Origin of the sequence: Planococcus maitriensis (genome assembly GCF_003289925.1) — a bacterium.
Taxonomy (GTDB): Bacteria; Bacillota; Bacilli; order Bacillales_A; family Planococcaceae; genus Planococcus; species Planococcus maitriensis.
On the sequence record NZ_QLZQ01000002.1, the window covers coordinates 279091 to 300647 of the forward strand.

Below are 21557 nucleotides of genomic sequence, written 5' to 3' on the forward strand. Positions count from 1 at the left end.
TATTTATTTCCAGAAGAGTATTTCTTTATTATAGATAACTTTCCGCTGAAAAGTAAAGCTTTTGAGTATTTTCATAACTCTTCAAAAATTACCCCAGGGGCTACAGGCGGTCAGCTTTTTGCTTGCGGATGCCGTCGACCATGATCCATTTGCTGTCATCGCCGACCGCAACGGTCTTGTCCGACGAGTCGACGCTCATGATGTTCTTGACGCGGACATTGCGCGCGCTTTGCTTTCCGCCCATGATCGAGATGTCAGATCCCGCCGTGCGGAAGCCGCGCACCACGCCGTTCGACAGCGAAATATGCTCGGCGCGGTATTGTACGGCGGAAGCCGGGCGCCCTTTATAATCATAGAGCGGGTCGCCTTCGAACAGGAAGCGGTTGATTGCGACATTGCGGTAGCCGGAAATAACCAGCGAGCGCGGCGATGAATCCTTATAGAGCCGCGTTTCGATCGGCGCCAGAGACACCAGCCGCTGCGCCTTGATATTATAGGCCGACAAGGATTCCGGGTCTTCCCGGAGATGGTGGCCGATATGGCGGAAATTGAATGAGCGGTTGTCATTGACGGACAGATGCCCTGAAATGAAGACGCCGGATGCTGCAGACGAATTGGCGTGCGCTTTGATCTCGATGCCGCCGAAGCAGCGCGAGGTGGAATTGTTGAACAGCCAGACATGCCTCGAGCCGTCATCGATTTCGATGCCGTTGGAATTCGAATAGCCTTTTTTATGGGCTTTGCCGCTCGGGTCGGAGAAATGGCAGTTCGAGACGAAGACATAATCGCTGTGGTGGGTCGTCAAGCCGTCGTCCCCGAAGCCGAAGCCGTTCACTTTATCGACCCAGACATATTTGCTGCCGCCCCGCCCGCGCATGCCGTCGCCTGCGTAATTATAAAGCGGCGATGTGATGTCCACGCAATGGAGGCCGGGGTTGATCGCTTCCACATCCCGCACCCAGCCGTACGTGACCCCGGCAAAAGTGACGCAGCTCGAATAATTGCCCCAAGCATTGGTGCGGTCGGCCTGGCCGAGGCGTTCCACGTTCCAGTCTAGGCTCAAGCTCTCGACCGAGATGTTGCGGTTGCCTGTCACATAATTGGAGTTGGTCAGTAGACGCGAACGCTTCGGCGCTTTCGGATGCAACTTGATGACCGAAGCAGTCTTGCCCGCCCCGACGATCCGGCTCCATGAAGGGACGCGGATGCCTTTGACGATATAGACGCCAGGCGGCACTGTCACTTCCACACGGCCGTTGCCGATCGCTTTCCTGAACGCTTCGGTGCAATCGGTGATGCCGTCGCCGACCGCGCCGTAATCGCGGATATTGACGCGCCGGTTGATCGTCGAATCGAGCTTTTTGTATTCGCGGTCGAGCTTGCCCTTCCATTCCGGAAACAGGTCCTGGCCGAACACGATGGTGCCATAGCCGTTGTCGTCCGCCACTTCATACTCATCGGCAAATACCGACCAGAGCTTCTCGAGGAAATGGACCGGCCTCTTGATGCGTACGCGAGGAAGGTCTTTCTTGATGTCATTGAACAGCGCTTCAGTCTCCCTGGTGGTCTGTTCTAAAGGAGTTGCATCGTTCAGCAGCTGCCCGATCAATTCATTGTTTTGCACAGGGTCATACCGTCTGTCCAACTCAATCATGGAAATCACCTCTCTCGCTAGTTTCTTTCTCTACCATACCCTACCTTCAGAAAAAAAATCACCTTGCCTAAAAAGGCAAGGTGATTTTCTTAATATTGCATCAAAGTTGTGACATCGTAGCCGTCCAAGTTCTTGCGGCCATCCAGATAAGTCAATTCGATCAAAAATGCGCAGCCCGCAACCACGCCGCCAAGCTGTTCAACCAAGTTGATCGTCGCATTGATCGTACCGCCGGTAGCCAGAAGATCGTCCGTGATCAAGACACGCTGTCCCGGTTTGATGGCATCTTTATGCATCGTCAATACATCTGTCCCGTACTCCAGGCCGTATTGTGCGCGAATCACTTCACGCGGCAATTTGCCTTCTTTGCGGACCGGCGCAAAGCCGATTCCAAGAGCGTAAGCGACAGGGCAGCCGATGATGAATCCGCGGGCTTCCGGCCCGACGATGATTTCCGCATCAACCGTCTTCGCATATTCGACGATTTGGTCCGTTGCGTATTTATAGGCTTCGCCGCTGTCCATCAAAGATGTAATATCCTTGAACTTGATTCCTGGCTTCGGCCAATCTTCTACGATGGTTATATATTGCTTTAAATCCATAATTCTTCCTCCTTGGCTGACACTTGGGCGTCAAACCAGTCTTTTAGGTCCCGATAGGATGCATACAACAGCTTTTGTTCCAAGGCAATCTGCCGCTCGCGCTTCTGATAAGCCGGCGCTTCTGACAGGTCACGTTTTCCCGGGGCTTGTGCAATCTCGGTAATTCCATTGTTAAGTGTAACAAAACCGAGTTCAAAAAACACCTGAAGCATGAAAAATAATGTTTCCCGGCTCCAGCCTTTATGTTTGGCGAGTTCATCGCCGTTCTTTTTGAAATCGAAGGTGCCGCGTTTCTTGACGAAGCCGAATAGCCATTTGAATTGCTCCCGGTCCGGGATGCGCTCGAAATATTGGGACTCCTGTGCGTAGAAATGGGCATAGACGCGCTTCGGCCGAGTTTGTTTCAACACGGACGACAGCTGCTCCTCGGAATCCGGCAGATCCAGAAGCACCAGGTGGTCTTTGGCAGCGTCCAGCTCAGCGAGGGATTGTGCAGGGACGATCGGGCCATCGAGCAGCGAACTGAACACCGCTTCCGTCTCTTTCTGGAAAGCGACGAATACCTGGTTTTGTTTCGGGATGAGCTTCGACCAGCGGCTGACTTGCCGGATGCCGCGGATGTCGAATAATTGCCATTCGTCCGTACGGATATCTTCCACCAACAGCTGCGGTTTTTTACGGCCGTTCCATTCGTTGATCTGCAAATCGCCGATGACGTCGATCTTCACATCCGGCGTCAGTTCATCTCCGAGTTCCCCGATGCCGAAGCCGACCGCATCCAAAGTGGAACTGTTTTGAGCCAGCTCCATCTTCAGATGCGCCTGGCTCGCACCGATCTTGCGGATGCCGGCTACCTTGACGCCGTCCAAATAAAACTTCGGCTTGGCAAAGCCCATGCCGAATGGTGCGAGACGGCGCATGCCTTCGATGGCATCCGTATTCACTTCATCAAGTGTGACAGGAATATCGATCGACACAACCGGCACCAAATCCTCTGCAGTTAATGAAGTTTGTGCTTGTTCGTTCAAACGTTCACGCAACTCGTCGACGTCTCCTGCAGCAAGCGTCATGCCCGCTGCCATCGGGTGGCCGCCGAAATGCGGCAGGATGTCGCGGTTTTTGGCAAGTTCATTGTAGAGATGGAAGCCTTCGATGCTGCGCGCCGAACCTTTCGCTTTGCCGTTTGCCAAATCGAGCGACAGGACGATTGACGGCCGGTAGAACTTCTCGGTCAATTTCGACGCGACGATCCCGACCACACCGGGATTCCAGCCTTCCTGCGCAACGACGATGACATGTGGCAGCTGTTCCCCATAGCGGGCTTCCACTTGCTCGATCGCTTGTTCTGAAATCGCCTTGACGATCGCCTGTCGTTCTTTGTTCAAGACGTCCAAGCCGTCTGCTAGGGATCTCGCTTCTGATGGGTCATCGGTCATGAACATCCTTACTGCCGGGTCCGCCGATTGCAGTCGGCCGATCGCATTGATGCGCGGCCCGAACATGAAACCGATTGTCTCTTCCGTGATGTCGCGCTGCTTGACGCCCGCAACGTCTGCGAGTGCCGCAATCGCAGGCATCGGCGAATCCTGCAAGGCGCGCAGGCCTTCTTTGACGAGCACGCGGTTCTCTCCGTGCAGCGGCACCAAATCGGCAATTGTGCCGATTGCGACCAGCTCCGTCAAATGGTCCGGTATATCGCCGTAGAGCGCCTGCGCCATTTTGAAGGCGACCCCGACGCCGGCCAGTTCACCGAACGGGTAATTGCCTTCCGGATGCCGCGGATGGATGATCGCGAGCGCTTCAGGGAGTTCATCGCCGATATCGTGGTGGTCGCTGATGATGACGTCCATCCCGAGTTCGTTCGCCAAACGCACCGGCTCGATTCCTGACACGCCGTTATCGACCGTGACGATCAAGTTGATGCCTTCCGCATGCGCTTCCTTGAACAGCTCCGCATTCGGGCCATAGCCATGGTCGAAGCGGTTCGGGATCTTGAACGATACATCAGCACCTAAATCCTGCAGCACCGTCATCATGACCGTCGTGCTGGTGACGCCGTCCGCATCGTAATCGCCATAGACGAGAATTTTTTCTTCCGCTTCGATCGCCTGTTGGATACGCGCCACTGCGACGTCCATATCCTTCATCAGAAACGGGTTATGTATGCCAGACAATTCCACATCCAGAAATTCCTGCGCTTTTTCCACCGTATCGATTCCGCGCGTGACGAGGATCTTCGCCAGCACAGAAGACAAGGACAGCGCTTCTTGCAAGTTCTGGACAGCTTGTTCATCCGGGCTTGTCAATTGCCATCTTTTTTTCGATTCAATCATCGGTTCTCACTTCCTCACCCGTACATTATACAACATCAGCGGGCAGACAAAAACCTTTCGGCGCTTAGCCGAAAGGTTCATTTTACAATCTGTCGCGGTTCGTGTCCGGACGGCGGTCTTCTGTATCGTTCACGCCGAACTCGTCGCGTTCCGGCTGGGTCCGGAGCGATTCGTCCGCATCGTGCGTGCGTTCTTCCCCGGTGACGACCATCGCGTCGGGCGTGACGCCCGCTTTCTGGTATTCCGCGATTTCATTCTGCTGGGTGGCGATAAGCGATTCCTTGACCGCCACTTCCTTCTGGAGCGTCTTCACCTTGCGCTTCAATTGGTAGTTGCGCGTCATGGCGAGAATGCTCGATAGCAGGAACCCGAGCAACGCAGAAACCAGAATGACCAGGATCAACGGCCATTCGGCTTCGCCGAACACATAATTGACCGGTACATTATCGACATTGAATACGGCAAAAATCGCGATGATGATAGCAAAAACGAGACCGAGCAATAAGAGCCATTGCATTTTCATGTGAACCATCCCTTCTTTTTCAAACTTCGTACACCTTGCCGGTTTATCGCACAAAAAAGGGACAAGGTATTAATACTCTATACCCTGTCCCTTTCTCCTATTAAACTTATACGACTGGTTCGTCGGAGCCCCATTTCGACTCTTGTTCTTTCTTCTCGATATCGATCGGCCCTTTCTTTTTCAACTCGCCTTTTTTCAGGACAAGCCAGATCTGGGCAGCGATGAAGATCGATGAATACGTCCCTGCGACCAAGCCGATCAACAAGGCGATCGAGAAATTCGTGATCGATGCAGCCCCGAAGATCAGGAGCGCAAGCACGACGAGGAATACCGTCATGACAGTATTGATCGAACGCGTCAAGGTCTGGCGGAGAGAAGTGTTGACGATTTTCTCCAGCTGTTCGAACGTTTCGATTTTCTTGACGCGGCGCATATTCTCGCGAATCCGGTCAAAAGTGACGATTGTGTCGTTGATCGAATAACCGATGATGGTCAGGACAGCGGCGATGAACGTGATGTCCACTTCCAGCCGCAGCAAGCTGAAGGCCGCGACGATGAAGAAGGCATCGTGTAGAAGTGCCACGATGGACGCCACACCCATGCGCCATTCAAAGCGGAACGCCACATAGATGATGATGCCGACTGCCGCGATGGCCAGTGCATACATGGCGTTCTGTGCGAGCTCGATGCCGACGGTCGGCGATACGGTCGACACGTTCGGTTCGATGCCGTATTCGTCCATAGCCGCCGATTTCAACTCCTCGATTTCCTGCTGGCTGAATTCCTCGCTGTAGCGGACAACGCCGATTGAAGAGCCTTCGCCTGCCATGACGATATCATCCGACGGATAACCGGCACTTTCCACGAAGTTTTCCACTTCATCTTTAGTGAGTGACGATTCGGAAGTGACTTCGACGCGTGTACCGCTGGAGAAATCGATCCCCAAGTTCAGTTGGAAGATCGACAGTACGACTAGCCCCGATAAGATGAGCGCGAGTGATGCAGCAAAGAATTTGCGGCGTTTGCCCGCAAAATCAAAGCGGTCGTAAGGCGTCGTCAAATCGGTAATGTGCAAGTCTTCCTCTTTTGCATGGATTTTCTTTTTCGATAAGCCGAACCAGCCTGGCTTATTGTCCAGGAACCCGCTCCATACCCAAAGGCCGAGCATGAGGCGAGAGCCCCAAACAGCAGTCAGGAAACTGGCTAGGATGGAAATGATCAGCATCGTCGCAAAGCCTTTGACGGAACTGGTGCCGAAATAGAACAAGACCGCGGCTGCGAGCAGCGTCGTGATATTGGCGTCGATGATCGCGGAAAACGACGATCTGGCGCCTGCACGGAAAGCATCCCGCACGGACTGGCCGGTCCGCAGTTCCTCGCGTATGCGCTCATAAGTGATGATATTGGCATCGACTGCCATCCCGACACCGAGCATGATCGCCGCGATGCCCGGCAAGGTCAGCACGCCGCCGATCCATTCGAAGATCACGAGGATCAGATAGACGTAAGCGGAAAGCGTGATGACTGCGATCGCTCCAGGGAAACGGTAGAACAATAGCATGAAGAGCAGGACAGCCGCGATGCCGATACCGGCTGCGAAAGTCGTCTCGTCCAGTGCCTGTTCACCGAATTGTGCACCGACAGATGTCGAATACACTTCTTCGAGTTTCACCGGAAGCGCACCGGCGTTCAAGATACCGGCCAAGTTCTGCGTTTCCTCTACAGTAAAGGAACCGGAGATTTCAACGCTCGGTGAATTGATGCGCTGTGAAACGCGCGGGTCGGAAACGAATTTCGGGTCCGCTTCCAGGCGTTCTTCCTGATAGGAATCGACGCCTTCTTCAAAGTCGAGCCAGATGACAAGCACGTTATCCGGTGCCGGCTTTTGCGCGATCTCGCCCGTCACTTCGGCGAATTTGCCCGGTTCGTTCAGTTCCAGCGTGACGATCGGCTGGCCTTCCTGATTGAAAGTGGCCGTGGCGCCGCCTTGCGCCAGGTCATTTCCGGACAGCATGACATTATCTTCCGCATCGCGGAACGATAGGTTCGCTTCAGTCGAAAGCAGCTCACGGGCAGACGATTGGTCTTCGATGCCCGCCAACTGGACGCGGATCCGGTTGCCGCTTTCGATTTGGATGCTCGGTTCACTGACGCCGAGCACGTCGATGCGGCTTCTCAGCGCATCCGTCGTATCGGAGACGACTTCTTCTGTAATTTCCTGTCCTTCTTCAAGCGGTTCGACTTGGTAAAGAACTTCAAATCCGCCCTGCAGATCGAGCCCGAGATTGATATCCTTGGCGATCGGCAGGCTAGTTGTGCCAATCAGCCCGATGAGCATGAATACCAGCAGGAAAAAGGCGATGATGCGAGATCTTGCTTTCATATGTATAGTTCCTCCTCAATATACAACACAGCACTTACATTATCGGTGACGTGCCAAAAGGTGTCAAATCCCGCGCGGTTTCTGGCGCGCCGGACGAAGAAGCTGCTGCAGGTCCTCCATGCTGTCTTCCGTGAAAAAGTTTGCGGTTTTAAAGGCTTCCACCTGATGGTAAGCGACAAAATCGGAGGCCGTCAGATCCATGATATCCGACACCATTTCATGCAGCCGCATGTCTTCGATTTTCTTCTTTTTCCACACTTTCCTCAGGCAGTAATCCCACAAAGCTTCCGGGGTGAATGTTTCATATTGCAAATACGTGAATTCACTGCATTTACTCTCCAATGCGGGCAGCACCTGCTCGTATTTTTCCGGATAGCTCATCATGTCGGTTCTCCTTTCTGCAGTTCTGTTTCCATTGTAACTCCCAGATGGAAATTTTAGAACAAATGCATGAAAATTTTTGGAAAATTGTTTAATTTAATTTGGTTAAAATAAGTTAATGAAATCGCTCCAGGCGGACGCTTTCGGGTCCACAGGATGTGGGTCATGCAGCAGGCGCGACAGGACGTCGCGATGCCAGCTGCCAGGGCATGGCCTCAGCCGTCTCTTGTTCGCTAAGGAGTGAGTTCAAAACGCAGCTGCTCCCACATCTGCGAGGCAGATGCGTCGCAAATGAACAAGCACAAGTGTCTTGCGCTTATTCATTAGTCGCCGCCTTCCACTCTTTCATTTGAATATATACATTAGAGTGGAAACAAACCAAAATAGGCTACTTAATCCACACCTTCAGTTGTTTTGCATAATATTGTTCTTAAAAGGCTATAAATAGCTTTGTTCAGTTAGAGTATAGTCGATTTCGCAATGGACGAAAAAAACGCCTCCCGAAAGGAAGACGGTTTTTTTCGGTTACTTATTCAACGATGCGGGCGATTGCCTGGCGCTCAAACTGCATGCGCGTGCCGTCTGCCACCGTGATGTAGATAGTCGTATCGTCCACTGCGTCGACTTGGCCGTGCAAGCCGCCGATCGTGACGATGCGGTCCCCACGTTTCAATTCGGACTGCATGTTCGCTGTCGCTTTCTGGCGTTTTTGCGCTGGGCGGATGATGAATAGCCACATCAGCAAGAACATCAATAGTAAAGGTGATAACGCAATTAATGTTTCCATTGTTCAATTTCCCCCTTTCATGTTCTCTATCGTTTTCGAACTCAGAAATTTTTTGCATTCGGCTTGTTGAATCCGTACGCTTCAAAAAATTCTTCGCGGAAATCTCCCAGGCGGTCTTCGCGGATCGCTTGACGCACCTGTTCCATTAAGTTTAACAGAAAATGAAGGTTATGATAACTCGTAAGGCGAATTCCGAAGGTTTCATCGGCGCGCAATAAGTGGTGCACATAAGCGCGCGTGTAATTCGTGCATGTATAGCATGTGCATTTCTCATCGATTGCCGTGAAATCATGCTTGAACTTCGCATTTTTCAAATTCAAACGGCCTGTGCTCGTCATCAATGTGCCGTTTCGTGCGATGCGCGTCGGCAATACGCAGTCGAACATGTCGATTCCGCGGATCGAGCCGTCGATCAAGGAATCGGGAGAGCCGACGCCCATCAAATAGCGTGGCTTGTCGAACGGCATGAACGGCGTCGTGAATTCCAGCGCACGGTTCATGACATCTTTCGGTTCACCGACCGACAAACCGCCAATTGCATATCCCGGGAAGTCGAGCGCAACGAGGTCTTCTGCGCTTTGTCTGCGCAAATCTTCGTATTCGCCGCCCTGGATGATGCCGAACAATCCCTGGTCCTGCGGGCGCGCATGTGCCTCAAGGCAGCGCTCTGCCCAGCGCGACGTGCGCTCGACGCTCGATTTCATGTATTCGTGCGTCGCCGGGTAAGGCGGGCATTCATCAAACGCCATCATGATATCCGAGCCGAGGTCGTTCTGGATTTGCATCGCTTTTTCCGGGCTCAGGAACAGTTTGTCGCCGTTCATATGGTTGCGGAAATGGACGCCTTCTTCCTTGATATTGCGGAACTCGCTGAGTGAGAACACCTGGAAGCCGCCGGAATCGGTGAGGATCGGGCGGTCCCAGTTCATGAATTTATGAAGGCCGCCCGCTTCCTTGATGACGTCGTTCCCTGGGCGCAGCCACAGGTGGTACGTATTGCTCAAGATGATACCGGCGTTCATCGCTTTCAATTCTTCCGGGCTCATCGTCTTGACGGTCGCTTGCGTGCCGACCGGCATGAAGGCAGGCGTTTCGAAAGAGCCGTGCGGCGTGTGGACGATGCCGAGGCGGGCGCCTGTCTGTTTACAAGTTTTGATGTGTTCGTAAGTCACTGCATGGGTCATGATTCGGTCTCCTTTTTCTGCGGTTCAATAAACATCGCGTCGCCGAAACTGAAAAAGCGGTAGCGCTCTTCGACAGCTTCATGATACGCATTCAAAATGGCATCCCGGTTCGACATGGCGCTCACGAGCATGACGAGCGTCGATTTCGGCAAATGGAAGTTGGTGATCAGACCATCCACCGCTTCGAACTCATAGCCCGGGTAGATGAAGATATCCGTCCAGCCATTGTCTTCCTGCAACTGGCCACCGAATTTCTTCGCGACCGACTCGAGCGTGCGCGTCGATGTCGTGCCGACGGAGATGACGCGGCCGCCTTGCTGTTTCGTTTCATTGATCAAATCCGCGGTTTCTTTCGTGATGCGGTAGAATTCAGCGTGCATTTCATGGTCTTCGATCGACTCCACCGATACGGGGCGGAACGTTCCAAGCCCGACGTGCAAGGTGATGAAGGCAATATTGACGCCCTTTTTGCGGATTTCCTCCAATAGTTCATCGGTGAAATGAAGCCCTGCAGTCGGCGCAGCGGCACTGCCCCGCTCTTTCGCGAACACTGTCTGGTACCGGTCCTGGTCTTCCAGCTTCTCGCGGATGTATGGCGGCAAAGGCATCTCGCCCAATTGGTCAAGGATCTCGTAGAAAATGCCGTCGTAGATAAATTTGAAATAACGGCCTCCGTGATCCAGGACGCCCGTACATTCAGCGCGCAAAAGCCCGTCGCCGAACGACACGACCGTGCCGACTTTCACTTTCTTGGCCGGTTTGACGAGTGTTTCCCACACGTCTTCTTCCGTCTGCTTCAGCAGCAGCACTTCGATGTTGGCACCTGTTTCTTCTTTCGTGCCCATCAGGCGCGCCGGAAGCACGCGGGTATCGTTCAGCACGAGCGTGTCTCCTTCGTGCAGATGGCCGAGGATGTCGCGGAAATGTTTGTGTTCGACCGCTCCCGTCTCCTTGTCCATCACAAGCAGGCGGCTTGATGTCCGGTCAAGGAGCGGCGTTTGCGCGATCAATTCCTCCGGCAAGTCGAAATCAAAGTCATTTACATTCAATTGCTGTTCATTTGTTAGTTTAGTCATTCAGGCATCTCCATTTTAAAGTGTTCGTAAGCAAGGGGCGTCACTGTGCGCCCTCTCGGCGTCCGTTGAATAAAGCCGATCTGCAATAGATACGGTTCATAGACATCCTCGATCGTCGTCGATTCCTCGCCGATACTTGCAGCGATCGTGTCCAAGCCGACAGGACCGCCGCGGAAACGGCTGATCATGCCAGTCAATAATTTATGGTCGATATGGTCAAGCCCGAGCGGGTCGACTTGGAGCATCTCCAAAGCCTGCTCCGCCATATCGGTCGTGATCGATCCATTGCCGCGAACCATCGCATAATCGCGCACGCGCTTCAATAGGCGGTTCGCGATACGCGGGGTGCCCCGGGAACGGCGCGCGATTTCAATGGCGGCATGCGGATCGATATCCGCCTCGAACAAGGCGGCGCTGCGTTCGACGATATCCGTCAAAGCTTCCGCGTCGTAATACTCGAGCCGAGATAAGACGCCGAAACGGTCACGCAGCGGTGCCGATAATGCACCCGCACGCGTCGTCGCCCCGATCAAGGTGAACGGCGGCAAATCGAGCCGCACAGAACGCGCAGTCGGGCCTTTGCCGACGACGATATCGAGGCAGAAATCCTCCATCGCCGGATACAGCACTTCTTCGATCGAGCGGTTCAAGCGGTGGATCTCATCGATGAACAGCACATCCCCCGGCTCGAGCGATGAAACGATCGCAGCCAAATCGCCAGGCCTTTCGATCGCCGGGCCGGAAGTCATCTTCACGCCGACTTCCATTTCGTTCGCGATGACGGTCGCAAGCGTCGTCTTCCCGAGACCCGGCGGCCCGTAAAGCAGCACATGGTCAAGCGATTCGTTGCGCATCTTTGCCGCTTCGATGAAGATCTCCAGGTTGTGCTTTACTTTCTGCTGGCCGATGTATTGCGACAAACGCTGTGGACGCAACGATTGTTCAAAGCGCTCATCAAATTCCGAAATTTCGCCGTCGATAATGCGTTCTTCCATGGCGTTCGCCTCCTTGTTAAGATTGTTTCAATAGTAATTGAAGGGCTTTTTTCATATAGCCTTCCGTGTCGAGTTCCAGGCCTTTCAACTGCGGCTTCACTTTCGTGATCTCGCGTTCCGAATAGCCGAGCGCCCCAAGTGCGAGCATCGCTTCCTCGAGTTCGGATTCGTCGCCGCCGAACAAGTCCGCTTGCCCTGTTTCCTCGTACGATTCTCCGAAGAAATCCGTCAGCTTGCCTTTCAGGTCCAAAATCATCTGGCGGGCCGTTTTCTTGCCGACGCCCGGGAATTTCACCAAATACTTCTCGTCTTCCTGCTCGATCGCCTCGATGACGAATTGCGGCTGGCCGGATGCCAAAATCGCAAGCGCGCCTTTAGGGCCGATGCCGGAGACGCTGATGAGCTTGCGGAACAATTCCCGCTGCTCTAGCGTCGGGAAGCCGAACAGGAACTGAGCGTCTTCCCGCACGTGATGATGCACAAAGATCTGCAGCTCGCCGGATCCGAACGAATACGGGTTCGGGGCAAAGATCTGCCAGCCGACGCCCTGCTGTTCCACTACCAAATATTCGGGCGTCACACGCGTGACTTGCCCTTTTATGTAATCGTACATTGCAATCGCCCTTTCATTTTCAACCTATTGATTATACCATATTCCGCCCGCTCCTACGAAGAAAGCTATCCGGTTCGGCTGTTCCTTTGAAAGCTATGAAAGAGCTTCCCGCTGATTGAAGTTTCTCTTTATGTTAAAATAAAATTATATGGTGAAGTCAAATTCACTCACTCAACGCATTCCGCAAATCTGCTAAAAGAAAAGCTTTGCTCAACTCTCTCTGCGTTCGAGCATCGCAAACGAATGGACTCACTTACTTTCGTCCATTCGTTTCCTGCGGGCGAGCGCCAAGCCTCCTCAGTCGCTTTGCGACCTGCGGGGTCTCGGCTTTCTCGCTTTCCCGCGGGAGTCTTCGCAGTTTTGCTACATTATATATATTGCTGAACACACCAAGAGTGGCCTTAAATGATTTTTACAGAAAGGCAATTTCAGAGTACAATATGTAATTTGGTAATCAACGGAGGGTTTTCATGAAAAAGTTATACGGCGAAGAACGCCGGAATGTTTTATTGGATGAGCTGAAGCAGGCGGGCCGGCCGATGACCGGGAGCGCGCTTGCCAAGCTCGCGCAAGTGTCCAGGCAGGTGGTGGTCGGCGACATGACCTTGTTGAAGGCTAAAGGCGAACCGATCATCGCGACGAGCCAGGGCTATCTATACCTGGACCCGAGCGGCAATAAGCAAGTGAGCCGCCGCATCGCCTGCAATCACTTGCCGCAGGAAACGGAAGCGGAGCTGCGCTTATTGGTCGACTGCGGCGTCACGGTTAAAGACGTCTCGATCGAACATCCCATCTATGGCGAACTGACGGCAGGGATCCACGTCTCGACTCCGCTCGATGTCGATTTGTTCATGCAGCGCATACGTGATACCGGCGCAAGCTATTTGCTGGAACTGACAGAAGGCACGCATATCCACACCATCACGGCAGATTTTCCCGAAACGCTTGCGAAAGCTGTCGAAGCGATGAAACAGCACGGCTACCTGCTTGAAGAAGCGGAATGAAAAAATCCCCGGACGCCAATAAGGCGTCCGGGGATTTTTCTTGCGTGCTAATCATGAATTGTAGGTATAGTAGGAACCCAGCGTCTTGATGCCACAGCCAAGAGCCTTAAGCTCTTCGAACGCGCCGCGCATCATCGCCGCATTCTCGTCTTCCAACACGTCGGCGATAAAGAAGTAATTGCCGAGCCCTGTCTTCAACGGGCGCGATTCGATTTTCGACAAGTTCAACTGCCGCCAAGCGAATACCGACAGCACCTGGTGCAAAACACCGGACCGGTCGTCTTCCGGAGGGGTGATCATCAAAGTTGTCTTGATCTGTGCTTCGTGTCCCGGGTCGGTCAATTTATGGTTGCTTTTCGACAATACGAAAAAGCGCGTGTGGTTGAAATGGAAATCGTGGATGTCGCGCTGCACGATGTCCAAGCCGTATTTTTCCGCTGCATAATCATTGGCGATCGCCGCTATATTGCGCTCGGGCAATTCCGACACCATCTTGGCGGCAGCAGCCGTCGAGCTGTATTGCTGGAGCGGCGTCGTTTTATACGTATAATACAAAAACTTATGGCATTGCGCCAAGGCGTGCGGATGCGAATAAATCGCTTCGAACGATTCCGCGCCGCGGTTTTCGGGATGGACGAGCAAATGCTGCTGGATCGGCGACAGCACTTCCGCCGTCACATACAGCTCCGCTTCGTGGAACAGATAATCCACCGTCAATGGCACCGATCCCTCGAGCGCATTCTCGAGCGGCACAACCGCATAATCGACCGTGCCTTCAGCGACCGCCTCGATGCATTCGGGAATGGTCGTATACGGCATCAGCTGTTCTTCCGGAAATACTTTGGAAGCGGCCAAATGCGTAAACGATGCTTCCGGGCCTAAAAACGAAATTCTCTTTTTCTTTTCAGTCATGGACTCATTCCCCCTACATTTATGACGAACCGCTTGATACTACATCGGCCGACTCGACAAAGTCGAGTTTTTTCAATTGCTGCAAGAACATGTCCAAGTCGACGTCCATCGCCGTCACATCAAGCGACAAGGTGACGTTCGCGCGCCCTTGGATCGGAATGGTCTGGTGGATGGTCAAAATATTACAGCCCATTTCCGCTACGGATTGAAGCAAAGTCGCAAGCGTTCCGGAACGGTCTTCCAATTGCAGGAAAACCGTCAAGATCCGCTCTTTAACGATGGAATGGAACGGAAAGACCGCGTCACGGTATTTATAGAAAGCCGAGCGCGACAATCCGGTCTTTGCGACCGCATCCAAAATCGACATGCGGTCCCGCTGGAGCAATTTTTTCACTTCCAGCGTCTTGACCATCGCTTCTGTCAGTACATCTTCCCGCACCAGGTAATAGCGTTGTTCCGAAATATCCTTCATTCAAGTACCCTCCGCATCAGTCGGTGAATTCGAACTCAAATTCGAGCAGACGGACCGTGTCGCCGTTTTCTGCCCCGCGCTCGCGAAGTGCATCATCGATGCCCATACCCCGCATCTGGCGGGCGAATCGGCGAATCGAATCTTCACGAGAGAAGTCGGTCATCTTGAACATCCGCTCAATAGCGTAGCCAGAAAGGACGAAAGCGCCGTCCGGGTCGCGTGAGATATCGAATCCGTCGCCTTGCATTTCGTGCTTGTAAAGAACCGTATCCGCTGCATCCGGGTCCGCCTCGTCTTCCATCGGGAATTCAGGCGTCACTTCGAGCAAGTCGGCTACCGCAAACATCAAGTTGTTCAAGCCTTTTCTCGACAATGCGGAAATCGGGAACACTTTCGCGTCTTCCGGCAATTTCTTGCGGAACTCTTCCAAGTTCTCTTCCGCATCCGGCATGTCCATCTTGTTCGCCACAATCAGTTGCGGGCGTTCAGTCAAGCGCATATTGTATTGCTTCAATTCCTCATTGATGGTCACATAATCCTCATAAGGGTCGCGGCCTTCCATGCCCGACATATCGATGACGTGCACGATGACGCGCGTCCGTTCGATGTGGCGCAGGAATTGATGGCCCAGGCCGATGCCTTCGTGTGCGCCTTCGATCAATCCTGGCAGATCGGCCATGACGAAGCTGCGCTGGTCTTCCGTTTGGACCATCCCGAGGTTCGGGACGATCGTCGTGAAGTGATATGCGCCGATTTTCGGCTTGGCTGCAGTGACGACCGACAATAACGTCGATTTGCCGACACTCGGGAAACCGACCAGGCCGACATCCGCCAATACTTTCAATTCCAGGATGACGTTGCGCTCAAGGCCCGGTTCGCCTTTTTCCGATAGTTCCGGCGCCGGGTTTTGAGGCGTCGCAAAACGCGAGTTGCCGCGCCCGCCGCGCCCGCCGCGAGCGATGACGGCGGATTGCCCGTCTTCCACTAAATCGGCGATTGTCTCGCCTGTATCGGCGTCTTTGACGACAGTGCCCGGCGGAACTTTGATGATCGTGTCATGTGCTTTCGCACCGTGCTGGTTTTTGCTCATGCCGTGCGTCCCGCGCTCGGCTTTAAAGATCCGCTTGAAACGGAAATCCATCAACGTGCGCAAGCCTTCATCGACTTGGAAGACGATATCTGCGCCTTTCCCTCCGTCGCCTCCGGCTGGCCCGCCGTTCGGTACGTATTTTTCGCGGCGGAATGCGACCATGCCATCCCCGCCGTCGCCACCTTTTACATATACTTTTACGTGATCGACAAACATATTATCCCTCCATCTGTGCGTGGATCTCGACTTTCGAGCGATCCGATCCGCACGCTTTACCAATTGCCAATTGCGGTGAATCCAAATTCACGGACGACCAGTCGCCGGGACCTGACAGTTCCAGCGAAAACCGGCCGCCCGCTTCCATTATGTGCAGTTCTACCGGATAGGGCCAAGCGTCGGAAAACGCTTCTTTTACGCTCTTTGCAAATGCCTCAAGCCAACTGCAGAGCGCCGCATCCAACTCCTGCGGCGCCCGCTTGGCTTCGCAAAAAACCGCGAGGCGCAGCTCCGGAAAACGCCAGCCAGCCGTCAGTAGCCACTCTTCCGTTTCAGGCATAGAGAGAGCCGACAGCCGGCTTTGGTGCATAGCCGCTTCGGCATACGTACGAATGAGCGCCTGGGCTCTATCTGTGCGCCCTAAATCCAGATTCAATTTGATCATCTGCAGCTCATTCATAAAATCATGGCGCGCATGCCGAAGCGATTGTGCCACCGTTAGCCTGTCGTCCATAATGCACTTCCTTTTCACACACTTTAGACCAGTATACCAAGTTTCGGGCCGGATTTCCCGGCACGGGTTTTGGCTGGTCTTGTTTCAAAAGAAAAAGGACTGCGAAAGCAGCCCTTTTCGTTTTTTATTAAGCTTCCTGAGCAACCGGGTAGACGCTCACTTTCTTCTTGTCGCGGCCGTAGCGCTCGAAGCGTACTGTTCCGTCGATTTTCGCGAAAAGTGTGTCATCTCCGCCGCGTCCAACGTTCTCGCCTGGATAGATTTTCGTACCGCGTTGACGGTAAAGAATAGATCCGCCAGTTACGATTTGCCCGTCAGCGCGTTTTGCGCCAAGGCGTTTTGATTCCGAATCACGACCGTTCTTCGTTGAACCAACACCTTTTTTGGATGCAAAAAACTGAAGATTTAATTTCAACATATGTCCCACCTCCTAAGCTGTGAAGGTTATTTTTATAAAGTCTGCATAATCGTGTTCAATCGTTTCCAGAGAAATGACCATAGCGCGTACAAGCAGTTGAACCTGCTCATCCGTCTTTTTGTCCATGTTCTCCGGAAAGGCGATTTTCAAAAAACCGCTATCCGCCTGTTCGATTTCCGGTTCAATTCCCGTCAGCTCCATGATGGCGTTCACTGCCCCGAAGGAAACAGCGGAAGCCCCGGCACATACGAGATCCTTGCCGTGTTCGGCAAAATCCGCATGCCCCGACATTTCAAAGCCATGGATATAGCTGCCGGTTTGATGAATGGTCACCTGGATCATTCTTATAGGTTGATTGCATCAACAGTCAATTTCGTGAATGGCTGACGATGACCTTGTTTTTTGTGGTAGTTCTTTTTCGCTTTGTATTTGAAGACAGTGATTTTCTTGCCGCGGCCCTGTTTTTCAACTTTCGCTGTAACAGTTGCTCCTTCTACGAAAGGAACACCCACTTTAGTATCGTCTCCACCTACAAATAGAACTTTGTCAAATGTTACTGTGTCGCCAGCTTCTGCGTTCACTTTCTCAACGTAGATCTCTTGGCCAGCTTCCACTTTGATTTGTTTTCCACCAGTTTCAATAATTGCGTACATATCCTTGCACCTCCTCTTAGACTAAGACTCGCCTCTCCAGGTGATCTTGCGATGCTTAAAAACCCGGTTCGAGCGGTTGTAGCACGGGTGCGCTACAAACATAACATTAGAATAATATCATGCGGGAGAACCCCGCGTCAACAGAGAACTGAAAAGAGTTGGTGATGTGTGCTTTTCATTTTTGGGATTGTGGTTCAAGCAATTAAATATCGCTTCTTTACTAGCTTGTGATTTTTGGATGGAGAGTGTGGCGATGTTTCTTGTGTTGGAGCTTTCGTCATTTTTGAATTTCGCCTCCCTGCTTGGGGTTGGCCTCTCACAATGAGCCAGAAAGAACATCTGTCTCATTGCTTCGGCTCACCCGTGGCGCTGGTCGGCTTAGAGATTTCATTGGTTTATGTTTGTTTAAACAAATCTGCTTCTATAATTTGTTGCCGGCTAGTTGGGAATCGCTTCCCCTTCAAGCGCCGAAACAAATTATCGAAACTAATGTCAGTGATAAATGAACGTCAGTTCCACTTTAAATATAGAGATGAAGCGGAAAGGGGCCGACGCCTGAGGGACCGCGCGGGCTGGCGAGACAAATGTGCCGCGCTCTTTGTGGCACATTGGCTCAACACCCGCCCCTCGGCAAGCGTGCCCCTTGAAGCGCAATCTCCACTACACTCATTTTTATTATTCTTTTGAATTCGTAATGTAATATCATATCAGCAGAATGTCTTGTATCCCCCTGTCCCTCCTCCTACATTTCATTCAAAAAAATCTTTCAAAACAAAAACGCCACCGCAAATGCAGTGGCGTTTCTACTGTAGAAGTTTATTTGCTTGAGAAAATGGATTTCAGCTTGCCGAACATGCCGGGCTTTGGCTTGTCCATGGTCATGAGCGGAACCGATTCACCTAGCAGGCGGCGCGCGATGTTGCGGTAACCGAGTGCTGCCGGGTTCGATGGGTCCATGACGACCGGTTCGCCTTTGTTCGAGCTTGAAATGACGCGTTCGTCATCCGGCACGATGCCGAGCAGGTCGATCGACAAATGTGTCGTGATCTCGTTGACATCGAGTGCGTCGCCCGCTTCCATCAAATGCGGGCGGATGCGGTTGATGATGAGTTTCGGCGCTTCGAGGTTTTCCTCGAGCTCCAATAAGCCGATGATGCGGTCAGCATCGCGGACGGCTGAGATCTCAGGCGTCGTGACGACGATCGCGCGGTCTGCACCGGCAACGGCGTTCTTATAGCCCTGCTCGATGCCGGCCGGGCAATCGATGATGATGAAATCGTATTCCGCTTTCATCCCCTCGATCAATTCTTTCATCTGTTCCGGGTTGACGTCGTTCTTGTCGGCCGTCTGGGCTGCCGGAAGCAGGAATAACTTATCTTCGAAACGCTTGTCTTTGACAAGCGCCTGGTGGATTTTGCAGCGGCCTTCGAGCACATCGATCAAATCGTAGATGATGCGGTTCTCGAGGCCCAAAATGACATCCAGGTTGCGAAGCCCGATGTCTGTATCGATCAAGCACACTTTCTTGCCTTGAAGAGCCAATGCAGTGCCGAGGTTCGCAGTCGTCGTCGTTTTACCGACGCCTCCCTTGCCTGATGTAATTACGATAGCTTCTCCCACACTAGCTTCCTCCTTTAAACGTAGAAATTTGCGGCCGCAGGAATCTCAGTTCCTGCAAACGGTCGATGATGATCTTGCCGCTGGTATGTAAATAAGCGCATTCCATTTCCGGCTGCTCCGACAAGCTGTCGAGTTCATCGGTCATCGTCTCGAGTTCATCGGCGATCTTCAGGTGTGTCGCTTCAAGCCAGGAGGCGGCAATGACCGCATCCTTGTTGCCGCTCGCACCGGCGTGGGCAAAGCCCTTGAGGCGGCCGAGCACATAGACGTTGCCGCCCGCTTCGATGCGGCCGTTCTGGTTGACGTCGCCGATGACGACGAGGTCGCCGTTCGCACGCACGACTTGCCCTGAACGGACGATGCCGACGTAAGTTTCCGACTGGCGCTCAGCGATCATCCGGTTGCATTCTTCGACGGTGACGACATCGCATTTCGTGCCGATCACTTTCATCTTCGAATTGTCGTGGATGACTTTCTTGATCTCGTCCAATTGGCCTTTGCTGTAAACGCGCTTCGCCAATTGGATCTGTACTTCCGCATCCCCTTCGAGCGCAGGGTCGGATACTTTCTTCTTCAGCTCATCGAGGATTTCCGTATAGGAGGCCATATCATTGAGCTGGATGAGAAGCCCTTTGTTCGTTCCTTTGATATTCACGATATTTTTCAAAAAACCTGTCACCTGCGCTTTCATTAATATAACCCGAACTTAGTGCCACGCTGCGGATCTTGCGTGACCATCATCGACCTGAACACCCAGCCAAGCAATCCTAGATACAGGGCATTGGCGATTAAGGTCGGCCACAATCTCGATGCCAAAAACGTTCCGGCCGGCGCGTCGGTCAAGCCGATCAATTGGAAGAACAGGTAAAGTGCCACTTCCATTGCGAGCAGAAGGCCGAGTGCCAGCAGCGTTGCCGACAGCAGATTTTGTGGAATCTTTTTGAAAAAGTACGCGGCGATCAGGCAGACGGCCGGATACAGAAAAGAATATAATCCAATAATATCAATGTAAAAGACATCATACAAGAGGCCGAAGAACAAACCGTAAAACAGCGCATGGCGCAGTTCATAGAAAAGGGTCAAGAAAATCAGGAATAAAATGAGGAATCGCGGGACGACGTAATACAGCGATCCGTCAATCGACAGCGGCGAAAACAGCCCGAAAATCGGTTCGACGAAAAACAATACGAGGCAGACGATGGGAACGAGGAAACGGATCATGATTCCTCTTCCTCTTCTTCCGTCATCCCGTTGTCTTCCCCGTCAACTTCCGGCATGAGGCGGTCTGCGATGACCACGTGATTGAGCATCGAGAAGTCAGCTGCCGGTTTGACATAAGCCAGTTTCGTCAAGCCGAATTCGTCGATCGTCACTTCCGTGATCTCCCCGATGACGATGCCTTTCGGGAAAATGCCGCCGAGCCCGCTCGAGACGACTTGGTCGCCTTCTTTCAGTTCCACCGAGAAATCGATGCGTTTCAATAGCAGCTCGCGGCGCTCCGCATCATAGCCTTCGATCAAGCCGAATACATCATCCTCGCCGAGTACCATCGCCGAAACGCGGTAATTCGGGTTTTGGGTCGTCACCAGTTCCACTGTCGACGTGGTCGGGGTGACGATCGTCACTTTGCCGATTAAGCCGCCGGCGGTCATGACGGCCATATTTTCCTTGACGCCGTGGTTGGTGCCGCGGTTCAAGATGATTTTCTCTTCCCATTGATCCGGGTTGCGTGCGATGACGACTGCCTGGATCGGGTTGAATTCGCGTAAATCTTCTTCTTTGCCGACCAGTTCCTTCAGTTCCTCGTTTTCGGAACGGAGGTCTGTCACTTCTGCCTGCACGCCCGCAAATTCCTCGAGGCGCGCTTTCAGCAGGCGGTTTTCTTCAAATGTGTTGATCAGCGAGTCGATATTGTCAAAAACACCGGTCACGAAATGAGCGGGGCGGGAAAATACCGATTGCCCGGCGCCTACCGCTTCCTTGACGATCTGTTCGGGCAGCGACACTTGGCCGCGGTCCCGGAGCGTCAAGGAAATCAAGGCGACGAGCAGGATGACGCCGATCAACAGCAGGATAAGCCGCTTATTCGATAAAAATTGTGGCATGTGAGGCCATCCTCCTTATTGA

23 protein-coding genes and 1 other annotated feature are annotated in these 21557 nt (G+C 52.9%); of the genes, 1 reads left to right on the top strand and 22 read right to left on the bottom strand.

What is annotated here, in order from left to right:
* Positions 1-100: 100 nt before the first annotated feature.
* From DP119_RS07740 to ruvA, 11 genes are all read right to left on the bottom strand, one after another.
* On the bottom strand, positions 101-1654 hold the full coding sequence (locus DP119_RS07740) for a glycosyl hydrolase family 28-related protein (RefSeq protein WP_112232452.1): 1554 nt from the start codon (positions 1652-1654) through the stop codon (positions 101-103).
* An 89-nt stretch (positions 1655-1743) separates the two neighbouring features.
* Positions 1744-2256 (bottom strand): adenine phosphoribosyltransferase, encoded by a 513-nt coding sequence (locus DP119_RS07745; protein ID WP_112232454.1) that lies wholly within the window; start codon positions 2254-2256, stop codon positions 1744-1746.
* Positions 2247-4589, bottom strand: coding sequence for a single-stranded-DNA-specific exonuclease RecJ (gene recJ, locus DP119_RS07750; protein ID WP_112232455.1), 2343 nt, complete (start codon positions 4587-4589; stop codon positions 2247-2249). The genes DP119_RS07745 and recJ overlap by 10 nt, the downstream gene beginning before the upstream one ends.
* 82 nt (positions 4590-4671) lie before the next feature.
* Complete coding sequence (locus DP119_RS07755) at positions 4672-5112, bottom strand: LapA family protein (RefSeq protein ID WP_112232457.1); 441 nt, start codon at positions 5110-5112, stop codon at positions 4672-4674.
* A 106-nt stretch (positions 5113-5218) separates the two neighbouring features.
* Positions 5219-7495 carry a protein translocase subunit SecDF gene (secDF, locus tag DP119_RS07760; RefSeq protein WP_112232459.1) on the bottom strand — a complete coding sequence of 759 codons (2277 nt, stop codon included), beginning with the start codon at positions 7493-7495 and terminating at the stop codon, positions 5219-5221.
* A 63-nt stretch (positions 7496-7558) separates the two neighbouring features.
* Positions 7559-7879 (bottom strand): post-transcriptional regulator, encoded by a 321-nt coding sequence (locus DP119_RS07765; RefSeq protein ID WP_112232461.1) that lies wholly within the window; start codon positions 7877-7879, stop codon positions 7559-7561.
* 526 nt (positions 7880-8405) lie between these two features.
* Positions 8406-8663 carry a preprotein translocase subunit YajC gene (gene yajC, locus DP119_RS07770; protein ID WP_068868970.1) on the bottom strand — a complete coding sequence of 86 codons (258 nt, stop codon included), beginning with the start codon at positions 8661-8663 and terminating at the stop codon, positions 8406-8408.
* 41 nt (positions 8664-8704) lie between these two features.
* On the bottom strand, positions 8705-9847 hold the full coding sequence (gene tgt / locus DP119_RS07775; RefSeq protein ID WP_112232463.1) for a tRNA guanosine(34) transglycosylase Tgt: 1143 nt from the start codon (positions 9845-9847) through the stop codon (positions 8705-8707).
* Entirely contained in the window at positions 9844-10896 is a 1053-nt protein-coding gene (gene queA / locus DP119_RS07780) for a tRNA preQ1(34) S-adenosylmethionine ribosyltransferase-isomerase QueA (protein ID WP_146747866.1), read from the bottom strand. Before queA ends, tgt begins: the two co-directional genes overlap by 4 nt.
* 23 nt (positions 10897-10919) lie before the next feature.
* Complete coding sequence (gene ruvB / locus DP119_RS07785; RefSeq protein ID WP_112232467.1) at positions 10920-11918, bottom strand: Holliday junction branch migration DNA helicase RuvB; 999 nt, start codon at positions 11916-11918, stop codon at positions 10920-10922.
* 16 nt (positions 11919-11934) lie between these two features.
* Complete coding sequence (gene ruvA / locus DP119_RS07790; RefSeq protein ID WP_112232469.1) at positions 11935-12531, bottom strand: Holliday junction branch migration protein RuvA; 597 nt, start codon at positions 12529-12531, stop codon at positions 11935-11937.
* 470 nt (positions 12532-13001) lie between these two features.
* On the opposite strand from ruvA, the gene DP119_RS07795 reads away from it, so the two are divergent.
* Positions 13002-13535: a transcription repressor NadR gene (locus tag DP119_RS07795; RefSeq protein ID WP_112232471.1), complete on the top strand. Its 534-nt coding sequence runs from the start codon at positions 13002-13004 to the stop codon at positions 13533-13535.
* Between the two features lie 51 nt (positions 13536-13586).
* On the opposite strand, the gene pheA is transcribed toward DP119_RS07795, so the two are convergent.
* The 11 genes from pheA to mreC all read right to left on the bottom strand — a co-directional run bounded on the left by pheA (position 13587) and on the right by mreC (position 21535).
* Positions 13587-14447 carry a prephenate dehydratase gene (gene pheA / locus DP119_RS07800; protein WP_112232473.1) on the bottom strand — a complete coding sequence of 287 codons (861 nt, stop codon included), beginning with the start codon at positions 14445-14447 and terminating at the stop codon, positions 13587-13589.
* 19 nt (positions 14448-14466) lie between these two features.
* The gene (locus DP119_RS07805; protein ID WP_112232475.1) at positions 14467-14919 is read right to left on the bottom strand and encodes an ACT domain-containing protein; all 453 of its coding nucleotides are present in this window, start codon (positions 14917-14919) and stop codon (positions 14467-14469) included.
* Between the two features lie 16 nt (positions 14920-14935).
* Entirely contained in the window at positions 14936-16225 is a 1290-nt protein-coding gene (obgE, locus tag DP119_RS07810; RefSeq protein ID WP_112232478.1) for a GTPase ObgE, read from the bottom strand.
* A 1-nt stretch (position 16226) separates the two neighbouring features.
* Complete coding sequence (locus DP119_RS07815; RefSeq protein ID WP_112232480.1) at positions 16227-16739, bottom strand: Spo0B domain-containing protein; 513 nt, start codon at positions 16737-16739, stop codon at positions 16227-16229.
* A gap of 127 nt (positions 16740-16866) precedes the next feature.
* Positions 16867-17157 (bottom strand): 50S ribosomal protein L27, encoded by a 291-nt coding sequence (rpmA, locus tag DP119_RS07820; RefSeq protein ID WP_068461850.1) that lies wholly within the window; start codon positions 17155-17157, stop codon positions 16867-16869.
* A gap of 12 nt (positions 17158-17169) precedes the next feature.
* Positions 17170-17499 carry a ribosomal-processing cysteine protease Prp gene (locus tag DP119_RS07825; protein WP_112232481.1) on the bottom strand — a complete coding sequence of 110 codons (330 nt, stop codon included), beginning with the start codon at positions 17497-17499 and terminating at the stop codon, positions 17170-17172.
* A gap of 2 nt (positions 17500-17501) precedes the next feature.
* Positions 17502-17810 (bottom strand): 50S ribosomal protein L21, encoded by a 309-nt coding sequence (rplU, locus tag DP119_RS07830; protein ID WP_068488425.1) that lies wholly within the window; start codon positions 17808-17810, stop codon positions 17502-17504.
* 14 nt (positions 17811-17824) lie between these two features.
* Positions 17825-17898: a sequence feature (ribosomal protein L21 leader region), on the bottom strand.
* 728 nt (positions 17899-18626) lie between these two features.
* Positions 18627-19430, bottom strand: coding sequence for a septum site-determining protein MinD (gene minD, locus DP119_RS07835; protein WP_112232483.1), 804 nt, complete (start codon positions 19428-19430; stop codon positions 18627-18629).
* Position 19431: 1 nt separating this feature from the next.
* On the bottom strand, positions 19432-20121 hold the full coding sequence (gene minC, locus DP119_RS07840) for a septum site-determining protein MinC (protein WP_112232485.1): 690 nt from the start codon (positions 20119-20121) through the stop codon (positions 19432-19434).
* A complete protein-coding gene (gene mreD, locus DP119_RS07845; RefSeq protein ID WP_112232487.1) occupies positions 20121-20651 on the bottom strand; it encodes a rod shape-determining protein MreD in 531 nt (176 codons plus the stop codon). The genes minC and mreD overlap by 1 nt, the downstream gene beginning before the upstream one ends.
* Complete coding sequence (gene mreC, locus DP119_RS07850) at positions 20648-21535, bottom strand: rod shape-determining protein MreC (RefSeq protein WP_112232489.1); 888 nt, start codon at positions 21533-21535, stop codon at positions 20648-20650. Before mreC ends, mreD begins: the two co-directional genes overlap by 4 nt.
* Between the last annotated feature and the right edge of the window lie 22 nt (positions 21536-21557).

Excerpts from the sequence above, each read along its gene's own strand:
- DP119_RS07740 (WP_112232452.1), bottom strand. The coding sequence starts at position 1,654 with ATGATTGAGTTGGACAGACGGTATGACCCTGTGCAAAACAATGAATTG.
- DP119_RS07745 (WP_112232454.1), bottom strand. The coding sequence starts at position 2,256 with ATGGATTTAAAGCAATATATAACCATCGTAGAAGATTGGCCGAAGCCA.
- recJ (WP_112232455.1), bottom strand. The coding sequence starts at position 4,589 with ATGATTGAATCGAAAAAAAGATGGCAATTGACAAGCCCGGATGAACAA.
- DP119_RS07755 (WP_112232457.1), bottom strand. The coding sequence starts at position 5,112 with ATGAAAATGCAATGGCTCTTATTGCTCGGTCTCGTTTTTGCTATCATC.
- secDF (WP_112232459.1), bottom strand. The coding sequence starts at position 7,495 with ATGAAAGCAAGATCTCGCATCATCGCCTTTTTCCTGCTGGTATTCATG.
- DP119_RS07765 (WP_112232461.1), bottom strand. The coding sequence starts at position 7,879 with ATGATGAGCTATCCGGAAAAATACGAGCAGGTGCTGCCCGCATTGGAG.
- yajC (WP_068868970.1), bottom strand. The coding sequence starts at position 8,663 with ATGGAAACATTAATTGCGTTATCACCTTTACTATTGATGTTCTTGCTG.
- tgt (WP_112232463.1), bottom strand. The coding sequence starts at position 9,847 with ATGACCCATGCAGTGACTTACGAACACATCAAAACTTGTAAACAGACA.
- ruvB (WP_112232467.1), bottom strand. The coding sequence starts at position 11,918 with ATGGAAGAACGCATTATCGACGGCGAAATTTCGGAATTTGATGAGCGC.
- ruvA (WP_112232469.1), bottom strand. The coding sequence starts at position 12,531 with ATGTACGATTACATAAAAGGGCAAGTCACGCGTGTGACGCCCGAATAT.
- DP119_RS07795 (WP_112232471.1), top strand. The coding sequence starts at position 13,002 with ATGAAAAAGTTATACGGCGAAGAACGCCGGAATGTTTTATTGGATGAG.
- pheA (WP_112232473.1), bottom strand. The coding sequence starts at position 14,447 with ATGACTGAAAAGAAAAAGAGAATTTCGTTTTTAGGCCCGGAAGCATCG.
- DP119_RS07805 (WP_112232475.1), bottom strand. The coding sequence starts at position 14,919 with ATGAAGGATATTTCGGAACAACGCTATTACCTGGTGCGGGAAGATGTA.
- obgE (WP_112232478.1), bottom strand. The coding sequence starts at position 16,225 with ATGTTTGTCGATCACGTAAAAGTATATGTAAAAGGTGGCGACGGCGGG.
- DP119_RS07815 (WP_112232480.1), bottom strand. The coding sequence starts at position 16,739 with ATGGACGACAGGCTAACGGTGGCACAATCGCTTCGGCATGCGCGCCAT.
- rpmA (WP_068461850.1), bottom strand. The coding sequence starts at position 17,157 with ATGTTGAAATTAAATCTTCAGTTTTTTGCATCCAAAAAAGGTGTTGGT.
- DP119_RS07825 (WP_112232481.1), bottom strand. The coding sequence starts at position 17,499 with ATGATCCAGGTGACCATTCATCAAACCGGCAGCTATATCCATGGCTTT.
- rplU (WP_068488425.1), bottom strand. The coding sequence starts at position 17,810 with ATGTACGCAATTATTGAAACTGGTGGAAAACAAATCAAAGTGGAAGCT.
- minC (WP_112232485.1), bottom strand. The coding sequence starts at position 20,121 with ATGAAAGCGCAGGTGACAGGTTTTTTGAAAAATATCGTGAATATCAAA.
- mreD (WP_112232487.1), bottom strand. The coding sequence starts at position 20,651 with ATGATCCGTTTCCTCGTTCCCATCGTCTGCCTCGTATTGTTTTTCGTC.
- mreC (WP_112232489.1), bottom strand. The coding sequence starts at position 21,535 with ATGCCACAATTTTTATCGAATAAGCGGCTTATCCTGCTGTTGATCGGC.